The following is a 12,894-nucleotide window of genomic DNA, read 5'->3' on the forward strand; positions in this document are numbered from 1 at the left end:
GAAAAATAGGCAGATAACTACTGCCCGTTGGGTTTTGGAAAGCGTTCCTCTTTGACCAGCTTTCCTCCTTCAAAATACTGCCAAAGCCCGTGTTTGGCGTCATTCTTATAGTTACCACTGATGATCAGGTTACCTTTAGCATCATAGTATTTGACCGGACCGTTGAGCATATCGTTGGCATAAGTAAAGAATTTGATCTCTACCCCGCTTGGTGAATAATAGCGGCTCTCTCCTTCTCTTTTACCTTGCTTATAGATCAAGGTTTCAGTTTTGTTGCCATTGGCGTAGAAGGTAGTCATTTGGCCCTCTAGTTGATCATTGACGTAGTTCTCTTCCGTCATGACCGTTTTACCGTCCTTGTGAAAATAGATCCAAGTTCCAGTCTTCATCTTACCGCGCATCTGGCCTTGACTGATGGGTTTTCCTCCTTTGTCGTAATAGGTGAGTTGAGCCAGATCAGATCCCGCTTCAAACTCCTTGACCAGTGCAGGTTGGGATCCGCAGTCCTCACAATAGAACTTAAAGGTTCCTACCTCTTTTCCATGTTCGAAGGAGCCTTGATAACGCAACTGTTTGCTGTTGGGAAAGTACTTTTTCCAAGTGCCGTGGCGCTTGCCGGTTTCATCAAATTGATTGACGGCATCCTGAGCCCAAAGGGAACCGGAAACAAATACTGCTAAGACAAAATAGATCGCTTTCATTCGCATGGAATCACTTTTTATAGCAAACGCAGTATTGAACGATTTGTTATGCTATTTCTTCTTTCCTCGCTGTTGCTGTTGTGCCTCAGCCTGCTCCATCATTTCTGACATCTTGCGTTGGAAACGGTTTTGTTTCTTTGGCTTCTTCTTGTTTTCTTGAATCTTCGCGTGGATCTTATCCTCATCAATAATATAATTTTTGATCACCAACATAATTCCAATAGTGATCAGGTTAGAGATGAAGTAATAGAGCGAAAGACCACTCGCATAATTGTTAAAGAATACCAACATGAATAGCGGCGAGATGTACATGATGAATTTCATGTTAGGCATCCCGGGCTGCTGCTGTTGCATGGTCTGTCCCGTGGTCATCGTCATATAGAAAAAGATCGCAATTGACGCAAGGATCGGGAACAAACTGATGTGATCTCCGTAAAGTGGAATGGAGAAAGGCAGTTCGTAGATGGTATCATAGCTAGAAAGATCTTCTGCCCATAAGAAGCTTTTTTGGCGCAACGCAAAAGCCGATGGGAAGAACTGGAACAAAGCGTAGAACACCGGTAATTGCAGCAAGGCTGGAATACAACCCGCCATTGGGCTAGCCCCTGCTTTACGGTATAAGGCCATAGTTTCTTGCTGACGCTTCATGGCGTTGTCCTTGTGCTTCTCATTGATCTCTGTGATCTCTGGACGCAGCACTTTCATCTTTGCTTGAGACAAATAGGACTTATAAGTGACCGGGCTCAATGCCAATCGCACTAAAATGGTCATGACAATGATCGCGATACCATAAGGCAAGAATGACGATAGGAATCCAAAGAGAGGAATGAACAAATAACGGTTGATCCATCCAAAGATACCCCAGCCCAATGGTACGACCTCATCCAAGTTGCGGTCATAGGCGTTTAAGATCTTATAATCGGTTGGTCCGTAGTACCAATCCATATCGTAAGAAAGCTCCCCACCTGAGTATGCCAAAGGCAATTCAGCCTTGAATTTCTTGGTGTAAAGCGTGTCAATATCTTCATCATCTACCAAGTTCTCGCTGACAAAACTGGCCGTTTTCCACGGTTTGTCCGTCAATAAGATCGAAGTAAAAAAGTGCTGCTTAAAGGCTACATAGGTCACATCTATGGACTCGTCAGTAGTGCGCTGTTGCTGGCCGAGGTAATCATCCTTTCCACCTTCATATTCCCAAATAAGCTCCGTATAACGGTTTTCATAGGCGACACTCTTTGCGCGACGGTAACCCGCCAATTCCCAGTGCAGCACGGCATCGTTAGAAGTATCCATAACGTTGGAAAGCCCTTGCGTACGCACCGAGAAATCCATCATATAATCACCCGGCTTAAGCGTATAGCGATACTCCAAATACTGAGTAGGTGAAATTTTAAGCTTCATGGAAAGCACCTTGTTGTCGCCTTCCTTACTTACCGTAGGCTCAAAGAATAATTCTTTGGAATGCAAGGTTCTGTTCTGATGATTGAATACCAAATCCAATGAGGCATTCCCATCTTTGATCAAGTAAACCGGAACATCTTTGTAAGTAACAAACTCTTTGAGTCGTGCTTCTGTGATATAACCTCCTTGATTGCTGACCTTAAGCTCCAAGACATCGTTCTCAAAAACGGTAACCTTATCTGTTGCCGATGGCAATCCAGCAGAATAAGCAAAGGCACCCAAGGCGTTTTGAGCTGCTGCAGTTGCTGCAGAATCCGCGGGGTTAGCCACAATGGCTTCTTGGGTATTTGAGAGGTCAAGGGTAGGCTGACCGGTTTCTTCTTCCTCTTGGTCAATTTGCTCTTGTTTAGCACGCTCCAGCAATTCTTCTTCAGTTGGCGCATTTTGATAGAGCATATAAATAATGATGATCCCTATCAGGATAAAACCGATCAACGAGTTTAAGTCAAACTTCTTTTCTTCCATATGGTGTCTCCCAATTTGGGATGTTTAATTAGTTTTTGGTCGTCTGTGGTATAGCAATTACTTGGCCGAAAGCGGCATTTATGCCATACTGACATCTTTTTTTGCCGATGCGTATCTGTAAGCAGCAGCTACAAAGGCAACAAACAAAGGATGCGGATTTGCTACTGTACTCTTGTATTCCGGGTGGTATTGCACTCCAACGTACCACGGATGTGTTGGCAATTCCACGATCTCTACCAAGCCAGTATCGGGATTCAATCCAGTAGCCTTGAGCCCAGCATCTTCAAGGGCTTGACGGTAGTTATCGTTGTACTCATAACGGTGTCTGTGACGTTCTTCTATCAAAGAATCGCCGTAAACTCCATGCGCAATACTGTCTGGAGTCAATTCACATTTCCAAGCGCCTAAACGCATGGTACCGCCCATATCTGTGATGCTTTTTTGAGCTTCCATCAGGTCAATGACCGGATGGGCTGTGTCAGGATTCATTTCTGTAGAATTGGCACCTGCTAAATTCAGTACATTTCTGGCGTATTCAATAACCGCCATCTGCATCCCCAGACAAATTCCTAAGAACGGAATGCCATTCTCACGAGCCAGGCGAACGGCTTCAATCTTCCCTTCTATTCCACGCTCTCCAAATCCAGGAGCCACAAGGATACCGTCTAAGTTTTCAATCTTTGCGGCAACGTTCTCGGCGGTGATGTGTTCTGAATGAATGGAATGTACTTTGACCTTCAATTCATTGGCAGCTCCTGCATGAATAAAGGATTCCAAAATAGATTTATAAGAATCTTGCAATTCCACATACTTTCCAATAAGACCGATATGTACGGTGTCTTTTGGGTTTTTGTGTCTACTCAAGAATTCGTTCCAACGTTCCAAGTTTGGAGCGCCAGGAGCATCTAAGTTTAATTTTTTCAAGGCGACGCGATCCAAACCTTCTTCCAACATTAGGTTAGGTACGTCATAAATGGTAGAGGCGTCAATCGATTGAATGACCGCTTCAGTCTCCACATTACAGAACAATGCAAGTTTACGCTTGAGATCTTCAGAAAGCTCGTGTTCTGTGCGACATACTAAGATATCCGCTTGGATACCACTTTCCATCAAGGTCTTTACAGAATGCTGTGTAGGCTTGGTCTTCAACTCCCCTGCCGCGGACAGATAGGGAATCAAGGTTAAGTGAACCACCAAGGTATTTTCTTTACCAAGGTCCCACTTTAACTGACGCACAGATTCAATATAGGGTAAAGATTCAATATCACCCACGGTTCCACCGATCTCTGTGATCACAATATCGTAATTGCCAGATTTACCCAACATCTGAACACGCTCCTTGATCTCATTAGTGATGTGCGGAATAACCTGCACGGTTTTCCCAAGGAATTCCCCTTTGCGTTCCTTCTGAATTACGCTTTGATAAATACGGCCAGTAGTCACATTATTATCCTGTGAGGTCGGTACGTTCAAAAAACGCTCGTAATGGCCTAGATCGAGATCAGTTTCGGCACCATCATCAGTCACATAACACTCCCCGTGTTCATAGGGATTTAATGTTCCAGGATCTACATTAATGTAGGGATCCAATTTTTGAATAGTGACTCGAAATCCTCTGGCTTGTAGTAATTTAGCCAAAGATGCCGCAATGATTCCTTTGCCTAATGAGGAAGAAACTCCGCCCGTAACGAAGATATATTTGGTGGTGTCCATGTTTGTGGTGGGTATAACAACTCTACGGGATGTAAAGGTAAGATTTTATTCCCAATCCCAAGGAGTTTTTTACGCTTTCTCCCACTGCGTAATTTATCCTGCCAAAGCGCTTAAATGGATTGCAGTTTTTCTAAGGTTTGATCCTTATAACTTCTGCTGATGGGAATGGATTTACGCCCAATGGTGATTTGTTCATGCGTATAAGAATCAATATGCCTGATATTCACTAAAAACGACCGATGACATCTCAAAAAATCACGCTCAGGCAATTGCTGCTGCATCTGGGCCATAGTTTCACGGGTGACTAAGGCCTGATCTGAGGTGTGAATCTTCAAATAATCTTGAATACTCTCTACGTATTTGATTTCATCCAGCGCTACTTTGATCATTTTACGATCCGCGCGCACAAAAATAAATTCTCGTTTAGATTCCGCAGGAGCCTCTGAGCCCGACTTAGGCTCTTGGGCCTGCTTAGCTATAAAGCGATAGGCCGCCTTTAAAAATCGATCTAAAGAAATCGGCTTTAATAAATAATCTACCGCCATGAGCTCAAAACCCTCAACGGCATACTCGCGATGCGCTGTAGTAAAAATCACCTTAACGCCTTCAGGAATACTCTTGGCCAATTCCACGCCAGAGATACCTGGCATTTGAATGTCCAAAAAAAGCAGATCTATTTGGTGTTTATTGACTAGCTGTAGCGCTTCAACACCATTCTTGCAACAACCTACCAACTCACAATCTGGCAAATGTTCCATATAGTGTTCCAAAAGCTCTCGAGCCTCGGGCTCGTCATCTACTATTACAACCTTATACTTCTTCATTACTTGTATTTTGAGGATCGTCAATATGAAGTTCAGCGGTATACACTCCCTCATTATAGCTTGTTTCCAAGCCGTGTCGCTTCGGATATAGAAGTTCCAAACGCTTGCGCAAATTACTCAGACCTATACCGCCCTCTGAAGTTGTCGTTGGTACTTCAGCAGTATTAGTGACCTGAAATCGGAGCTCATCCCCTTGCATGTTGCAAGACATTTTGATCTGGAGTCTATCATCTTTCATCACTCCGTGTTTAAACGCATTTTCTACCAAGGGTAAAAGCAACATTGGCGGCAATGAGATTGGAGTTTTTGGAGCGTGGTAATCAACATCCACCACTAATGTATCACGGAATCGAACCTTTTCCAAGTCCACATAATCTTTTAAGTGAGCAATCTCACTTTCCAAACTCGTCAAGGGTTTGCTGGCCTGATAGAGCAAATAATCCAGCAAATTGGAAAGCTTTAGAATGACCTCTGGAGTATTCTCCATCCGACGCACAGAAAGGCTATAAATGGTATTTAAAGAGTTGAATAAAAAATGTGGATGAATCTGTTTTTTTAAATAGCTCAATTCCTGATCCTTAACATACAACTCTCTTTGCAACATGTCTTTTTCCAAAGCTTGGGCTTTGTTCAAGCTCCTGTACCCGAGCTGCATGATCCGCACTGCACTCACCGCGCCAACCACCAAATACACCAAGGCCAAAACAAACCAAAAATTACGGCTCAAGGGAGGGACATTGTCCATATCTACCTCAGACAAGATGATAAAGCAACCAAAAATACTGAGCATGATGGCATAGCTGGATATGATCAAAGTGTAGATGAGATACAATGCAAAAAGCCCATACTTTTTAACCACTAAGTACTTCGGAATCAAATAACTGGTGACCAAATAGGTAGTAATCATGGTCACAGGCATTAGGCAAATACTGAACCAAAAAGCGTAGTCCTTATTGTTACTACTGTAACTAAAGAAGTACATAAAATAGAACCAAACCCCAAGCCAGAAAAGGGTTTGAAGTAATATCCGCTTAGCGAAACGATTGGCGATCTTGCCCATGAGGGCAAGTTCTGTAAAAAGTTTTTAATTCCATATTTTTAGCGATGATTTACTGAATTGAGCTTCTAAATAACAGCTTTGAGACCTTAAACCAAACAGGGCGTTTCTCCGGTTAAAAAAGGAGCAAATCAAGGCGGTAATCGCAATTAGCAAAATGATGAGCTCACTGCAATTAGTTTTGGAGGAGTTCAATTAAAAACAACAATCATGTTCAAAATCATTTCAGAAGGCGGTTATTTCTTTATGGTACCGTTGGCCATTTTGTTAATTGCAGTGATCATTTTAGGTGTTCGCGGTAATATCAGTCAAAACAACAGTCAAAAATCTAAAAATCTCCTACAGTCTTTAGGGCTCTTTGCATTAGTATGGGGAATTTTAGGTCAAGTTTTAGGACTGATCGAGGCCTTAGACACCATTGAATTCATTGATGGTGTTACCATGAATATAGTTGCCGGAGGCCTTAAACGCACCTTCCTCCCTACCTTTTTAGGAGCTATTGTCTTCCTATTTGCTCGTACTGGGATCATTCTCATCCAATTGCGAGAACGCCAAGCTGAAGCAGCTGAATAAAGCTGTTCACCACAATTTTTACCTAACCACAAGGGAGTAATTCTGTTTTAGATAGATTAAAGCAGTTCTCCCTTGTACTTAAACTCATTATCATGTTCAGAATTTTTCTCTGTGGCTTACTTATAGCCGGCACTGCCCTTGCGCAAAGTTTTGATCGCGCAAAACTGGATCAATACTTCCAACTATTGGAAGCCAATAATAAAGGGATGGGACAAGTCTCCTTTATGGTTTCTGGCCAAGAAGTTTACCAAAATGCCTTTGGTTTTGCCAATGTCCAGACCAATCAAAAAGCGAACACACAAACCAAATACCGCATCGGTTCGATTTCCAAAAGTTTTACGGCTACCCTAATCATGCAATTGGTAGAAGCTGGGAAACTCAGTCTTGAGGATCCGCTAGCCAAATATTTCCCGGAGATTCCAAATGCGGGCGAGATTCGTATTAAGGATCTCTTGCAACACAGCAGCGGCATTTACAACATTACTGATGATCCTGAATTGAGAACTTGGATCTACAGCGCCCAATCCCGTGAGCAAATGATCAATAGAATTGCCGCTGGAACTCCGCAATTCGATGCTGGAGCGCAAGTTTCTTATTCCAATTCTAACTACATATTGCTCTCGTTTATTTTGGAGGATGCCTACGGAATGAACTACGGAGCTGTTCTGGAGAAGCAAATTATCATTCCGCTCGGTCTAACAGAAACTCGTTTTGGAGGAAGTATCCAAGCAGACAATAATGAAGCGCTACCCTATTATTATGAGGATGAGGCTTGGCAGCAGATAAGTCCACACACCCACTTAAATGCACCCATGGGTGCGGGAGGGATCGTTTCTACTGCAAAGGATGTAAGTCGCTTTTACGCACAACTTTTTAGTGGTGCTCTGGTTAGTGAAAATACATTGAAAATGATGATACAAACCAGAGAGGATGTTGGTTTGGGAATCATGGGTTTTCCGTTTGAGGGGATTCAGACTTATGGCCATAGCGGCAGTATAGATGGATTTCAAAGTTTGGTAGCCCATTTCCCAGATCAAAAAATAACGATCAGTGCGGTGAGCAATTATATGTACACCAATTTAACCCAGGTAATGATTGGGGCGGCAAAGATCTTCTTTGGAATGGAATACGAGCTCCCAGAATTTGAGTCTAAACGAGGCAGTGAGACCTCGCAGCTCTACGCAGGAGCCTATTCAAGCTCTGATTTTCCTTTACCCATTACGATCTTTTGGGAGGCCGATCAACTCAAAGCACAGGCAGAAGGGCGCACGCCAATAGCACTTGTACTCATTGATGAGCATCATTATTTGGCCAAAGACGCTGGTTTAGAATTTATGTTCAATGTGGAAAATAAGACCATGCTGCTTAAGGAAGGTCGTCGCGAGTTCCGATTCAATTTAAACGAATAACGTCTAGAGTCTTTGAAGTTTGCGCAGTAAGGGTTCCAAACCATTGATCTTAAGTTCGTGGACTTCTTCTAAGTAACGCCCCAACTTTCCTGCAGGAAATCCTTTTTGACGAAACCAAACCAAATAGGCCTCCGGCAGATCGATCAAATACCGATCCTTGTATTTTCCAAAGGGCATCTTGTAGTTGGCTAATGCTATGAGGTGCTCTTTTTGCGGATCTACTCTTTCCAAGCTACAGATTGTTTTAGCAGTTCTTGAACACGAGCCACCCACGCAGCTTCTTGATCTCGGATCACAGAATGGTCTGTTTCCAGATCATATCGGGATTGCATTTCACGACGCTCACGTTCAACCTGATCATAGAGCGCGTCTAGCTCGTCTTTAATGTTTGAGGAAAAATTAAACTCAGCAATACGCTTGCGCAACAAGCGCGCGTGTAATTCGGTAATGTCAAAATGAGTTTGTTCGTGCTGCAATACTCTTGGGCTCACACGGTCTGGATCGTACCAGGAGTTCTGCGGATAGAAATAAGCCTCAACTTCAAAGGTGAATTCGTCAGTGGGTACTCCATTAATGGTCTTGAATCCGTAAGAGAATGACAAACCGGAACTGGTACTAGCCACAAAGGTGTTGCCCGTTTTGGGGGTTCCTTTAAAATCGCTCCAAGAAAGTTTATAGGATTCACTCCAGGCAATACGCTCTTCTGCAGTATCTGCAGCAACAAAAAGTAGTAAACAAAGGCTGATTGACAAAAATCTAAGCATACTTCAATAACGTGGAGCAGCTCTCATTATTGAGTTCTCTTTAAAGATCCCAATGAAAATTCACCACTTTGCGGATGTCTGGATGCAAGCTGTAATGCACCGGGCAGGTCTCTCCGGTACGTTGTAAGATAGTTTTGGCCTTGTCATCCAAGTCAGCAGGTAGGTGCAGTTGTACATGAATTTCAGAGATACGACGCGGGTCACTGGCCATTACCTTAGTAACCTCAGCATAACTGCCTTCCATATTGACCTCCATTTGATTCGCCTTAATGCCCATAACGGTAAGCATACAATTGGCTAAGCCAGTGGCAACAGTATCTGTAGGCGAAAAGGCCTCGCCCTTACCGTGATTGTCTACAGGAGCATCGGTAAAATATTCTCCACCTGATTTTATATGCTGATTTTGGGTTCTCAAACCACCCAAATAGGTCACTTTAGCTGTGCTCATTCTACTTCGATAAGTTTTAGGTCTTCTCCGTACATCATGATATAACCAGCATTGTTGGCATAGCCGCTTCCGCTTCGAACATAATAGAACTTATTCCCCACATACTGCGTTTCTCCATCCAAGTCAATCGCATCATAGAGGGATTCTGACATACCTAAACGCAATAAACAATCGTAGGTCACGTCAAATCCACGTATCGCAAAACGGTTTGGATACACCCCGTATTTGTTTTTATAACTGGTTACAAAAGCCTCCGGATTGTCATAGTCAAAACTGCGATACACAGAAGGATAAGTAAACTTCAAACGCGCCAAATTTGAGTTTTGAATATCTTCAAACTCATAGGCATCGGATTTGTCCAAAGTAAATAAGCGCACAGTCTTGTCTGGAGGAAGCCCATTGAGTAAACCAATCACATTACTGACCAGCACTGGATTATCTGAAGCTAAGACCACCCAATTGTCTGCAATCGGATCTAGCTGATCTTGGATATCCACCACGTAAAGGAATTGTTCCTCACGCGGGTCAAGCACCTTGGCGTTTGGAAATGCATTGCGCAGCATATTCTTTTCACGCGCCTTTTTAGCATCGGCAATGATGATCATATTTTTCCCTGCACTATTGGCTTGTAAGTACTCCATCATTCGCGCTTCTAAGAAAGCCTCAGAAGGTACTGTATTGAAAAAATTGCGGCCGCCATTAGCTTGTTGATTGCTCAACGGTGAAAGTACAGGAACATCTGCTCTGCGTAGGGCGTTACTCGCGCTGGTTGCGTTCTTTTGAAAGAGTGGACCAATTACAGCATCCACCTCATCAAAATTCCCTTGCGCGATCAATTGACTGACCTTAGACGATTTGCCTTCCGTATCGAGTATTTGCAGATCCACAGAAAGTCCTTTGTCCTTTGCAAAATCAGCAGCCATTAAAACCCCGCTGTAGAAATCTAAAGCAATATTTAAAGTACGGCTGTTGATGAGCAAATCTTCATTGGCCTCTACAGAATCTCTCGAGACTTTGGTCAAGTCAAAAGGCAACATAACCACTAATTTTTTGGTATCGTAATTGGAGATCTGATATTCCAGATTGACCAGATTGGCACTGGCCTCTGTACCAGCATCACCCATTTTAGGTAATTTTAGGATCATCCCAGCTTTTAGGCCATCTTTGGCGTATGGGTTCAAAGCAACGATCTCATCCTCTGTTAATCCGAACTTCACCTTTAAGCGGTAAAATCCTTCTTTGGGTTGTACCTCGTAAAAATCATAGAGGGAATCATCTACAGTAGCATCTGCAACCACTTCATTTTGCGGCACTTTTAGTACAGCTCCCATTTGTAGGGTGTCACCGATCTGCGGATTTAATGCTTCTAACTCTGCAATACTGATTCCATATTTGCGAGCGATACCATATTTGGTTTCCTTGGGCAAGACCGTGTGAACTTTGGTCGTATCCTTAACGGTAGTATTGTCTGGTAAAGTTCCTGTATTTCCAGTATTGCCCGTGTTGGTATCCGTAGTGACCACAACTGTGCGGGTAAGCACAGGAATCATGATCTTGTCGCCTTTTCGAAGCTCTTCAGAATAAAGACGCTTATTGTATTTTTTGATGTCGTCTACCGTGACTCCATATTTCTTGGCTATGCTAAAGAGTGTCTCTTTACGCTTTACGCGGTGCCTTTTAAAATCGACAACTTGTTCGCTGTAGTTCGTTTGATCTGATTCTGATGGAATGATCAAAATATTGTTCTCCTGTATGCCTTGACGAGCATCTGGATTCAAACGATAAATAGCTTCCTCGGTCACTCCGTATTGCTTGGCAATACTGTAAACCGTTTCTCCTTGTTTTACGTTGTGACTTTTGTAACTGGTCTGTGCTGCAGCTGCAGTAGTGAGGGCTACAAAGAACAGCAAAAATCCAATTTTAATTCCTTTCATTATTCCCATTCAATAGTTGCTGGCGGTTTAGAACTGATGTCATACACTACTCTATTAACGCCTTTCACTCGATTTATTATGCTGTTGGAAGTTTCCTGCAGGAAGTCATGTGGTAAATCCACCCAATCGGCAGTCATTCCGTCTGTAGATTCTACAGCGCGCAATGCAACTACCTGTTCATAGGTGCGTTCATCTCCCATTACACCAACAGATTGTATGGGTAACAGAATCGCTCCTGCTTGCCATACCTTATCGTAGAGACCCCATTTTTTCAAACCGTCGATAAAGATGTGATCTACTTCCTGTAAGATACGTACTTTTTCTGAGGTGATATCGCCCAGAATACGGATCCCCAAACCAGGTCCCGGGAACGGGTGACGCCCCAAGATGTCTGGAGAGATCTCTAATTGAGATCCTACCCGACGCACTTCATCTTTAAACAACATGCGTAGCGGCTCTACCACTTTTAATTTCATAAAATCCGGCAAGCCACCCACGTTGTGGTGTGATTTAATGGTCACAGAAGGACCGTTTACTGAAACGCTTTCAATAACGTCAGGATAAATGGTTCCTTGTCCGAGCCAATTAACGCCTTCTACCTGGTTGGCCTCATCGTCAAAAACTTCAATGAACACGCGTCCAATAGCCTTGCGTTTGGCCTCCGGATCGGTTACTCCTTTCAAGGCATCCAAAAAGCGTGCCGAGGCATCAACTCCTTTTACGTTGAGTCCCATCCCTTGATACTGCTCTAGGACACTTTCAAATTCATTTTTACGCAAAAGACCGTTGTTCACAAAAATGCAATAGAGGTTCTTCCCAATGGCCTTGTGCAATAAAACTGCAGCAACACTGGAATCCACACCTCCAGACAATCCTAACACAACTTTATCCTCTCCCAACTTCTCTTTGAGCTCTTCAACAGTAGTTTCTACAAAGTGCGCAGGAGTCCAATCTGGATTGATCCCTGCAATATGGATCAAGAAATTCTCCAAGAGTTGCTTTCCGTCTGTACTGTGATACACCTCGGGGTGAAACTGGATAGCATATGTAGGTTCTCCTTGAATCTTGTAGGCAGCATTGGCCACGTCATGCGTAGAAGCCAAGCGCACACCTCCTTCTGGAAGTTCTGCAATGGTATCACTGTGACTCATCCAGACTTGTGAACCGGTTTCAATATGGGTAAACAAAGCTTCGATATCTGTGATCTCTGCTAAGCGCGCGCGACCGTATTCACGGGTATTTGAAGGTGCTACATTACCCCCGTGGAAATGCGCCAAATATTGCGCTCCATAGCAAACCCCTAGTAAGGGTTTGTGCCCTTTGATCTTAGAGAGATCCGGATGCGGGGCATCTTCTCCACGAACCGAAAACGGACTCCCGGAAAGGATTACGGCTTTAAAAGGATCTAAATTCTCTGGAACCTTGTGATACGGGTGGATTTCACAGTAAATATTAAGTTCGCGAACTCTACGTGCGATGAGTTGTGTATACTGCGAACCAAAATCGAGGATAAGTACGTTGTTTTGCATGTGCAAAAGTAGTTGA

At 43.4% G+C, this 12,894-nt stretch carries 12 protein-coding genes; 2 read left to right on the top strand and 10 right to left on the bottom strand.

All coding sequences use genetic code 11. From position 1 onward, the window contains the following. Positions 1 to 17: 17 nt before the first annotated feature. The 5 genes from HRT75_RS01945 to HRT75_RS01965 all read right to left on the bottom strand — a co-directional run bounded on the left by HRT75_RS01945 (position 18) and on the right by HRT75_RS01965 (position 6,224). Complete coding sequence (locus HRT75_RS01945; RefSeq protein WP_291182326.1) at positions 18 to 707, bottom strand: toxin-antitoxin system YwqK family antitoxin; 690 nt, start codon at positions 705 to 707, stop codon at positions 18 to 20. 45 nt (positions 708 to 752) lie between these two features. Further along, positions 753 to 2,627, bottom strand: a complete 1,875-nt coding sequence (yidC, locus tag HRT75_RS01950; protein WP_291182327.1) for a membrane protein insertase YidC — start codon at positions 2,625 to 2,627, stop codon at positions 753 to 755. A gap of 78 nt (positions 2,628 to 2,705) precedes the next feature. Next, complete coding sequence (locus tag HRT75_RS01955) at positions 2,706 to 4,340, bottom strand: CTP synthase (RefSeq protein ID WP_291182328.1); 1,635 nt, start codon at positions 4,338 to 4,340, stop codon at positions 2,706 to 2,708. Between the two features lie 110 nt (positions 4,341 to 4,450). Then, a complete protein-coding gene (locus tag HRT75_RS01960) occupies positions 4,451 to 5,164 on the bottom strand; it encodes a LytTR family DNA-binding domain-containing protein (protein ID WP_291182329.1) in 714 nt (237 codons plus the stop codon). After that, entirely contained in the window at positions 5,151 to 6,224 is a 1,074-nt protein-coding gene (locus HRT75_RS01965; RefSeq protein WP_291182330.1) for a histidine kinase, read from the bottom strand. Before HRT75_RS01965 ends, HRT75_RS01960 begins: the two co-directional genes overlap by 14 nt. Before the next feature lie 207 nt (positions 6,225 to 6,431). Between HRT75_RS01965 and HRT75_RS01970 the strand changes: the two genes are divergently transcribed. Together HRT75_RS01970 and HRT75_RS01975 are read left to right on the top strand one after the other, a co-directional pair. Then, positions 6,432 to 6,794: a MotA/TolQ/ExbB proton channel family protein gene (locus tag HRT75_RS01970; protein WP_291182331.1), complete on the top strand. Its 363-nt coding sequence runs from the start codon at positions 6,432 to 6,434 to the stop codon at positions 6,792 to 6,794. 92 nt (positions 6,795 to 6,886) lie between these two features. Beyond that, positions 6,887 to 8,203, top strand: a complete 1,317-nt coding sequence (locus HRT75_RS01975) for a serine hydrolase domain-containing protein (RefSeq protein ID WP_291182332.1) — start codon at positions 6,887 to 6,889, stop codon at positions 8,201 to 8,203. Positions 8,204 to 8,206: 3 nt separating this feature from the next. On the opposite strand, the gene HRT75_RS01980 is transcribed toward HRT75_RS01975, so the two are convergent. Genes HRT75_RS01980 through guaA form a run of 5 tightly spaced genes read right to left on the bottom strand, consistent with a single transcriptional unit; the run spans position 8,207 to position 12,878 of the window. Beyond that, positions 8,207 to 8,434 carry a DUF3820 family protein gene (locus tag HRT75_RS01980; RefSeq protein WP_291182333.1) on the bottom strand — a complete coding sequence of 76 codons (228 nt, stop codon included), beginning with the start codon at positions 8,432 to 8,434 and terminating at the stop codon, positions 8,207 to 8,209. After that, the gene (locus tag HRT75_RS01985) at positions 8,422 to 8,967 is read right to left on the bottom strand and encodes a DUF922 domain-containing protein (protein WP_291182334.1); all 546 of its coding nucleotides are present in this window, start codon (positions 8,965 to 8,967) and stop codon (positions 8,422 to 8,424) included. Before HRT75_RS01985 ends, HRT75_RS01980 begins: the two co-directional genes overlap by 13 nt. 40 nt (positions 8,968 to 9,007) lie before the next feature. Beyond that, positions 9,008 to 9,415, bottom strand: a complete 408-nt coding sequence (locus tag HRT75_RS01990; RefSeq protein WP_291182335.1) for an OsmC family protein — start codon at positions 9,413 to 9,415, stop codon at positions 9,008 to 9,010. Next, entirely contained in the window at positions 9,412 to 11,349 is a 1,938-nt protein-coding gene (locus HRT75_RS01995; RefSeq protein ID WP_291182336.1) for a LysM peptidoglycan-binding domain-containing protein, read from the bottom strand. The genes HRT75_RS01990 and HRT75_RS01995 overlap by 4 nt, the downstream gene beginning before the upstream one ends. After that, positions 11,349 to 12,878, bottom strand: coding sequence for a glutamine-hydrolyzing GMP synthase (guaA, locus tag HRT75_RS02000; protein ID WP_291182337.1), 1,530 nt, complete (start codon positions 12,876 to 12,878; stop codon positions 11,349 to 11,351). Before guaA ends, HRT75_RS01995 begins: the two co-directional genes overlap by 1 nt. Positions 12,879 to 12,894 lie beyond the last annotated feature (16 nt).

Origin of the sequence: Gilvibacter sp. (assembly GCF_013214815.1) — a bacterium.
Taxonomy (GTDB): Bacteria; Bacteroidota; Bacteroidia; order Flavobacteriales; family Flavobacteriaceae; genus Gilvibacter.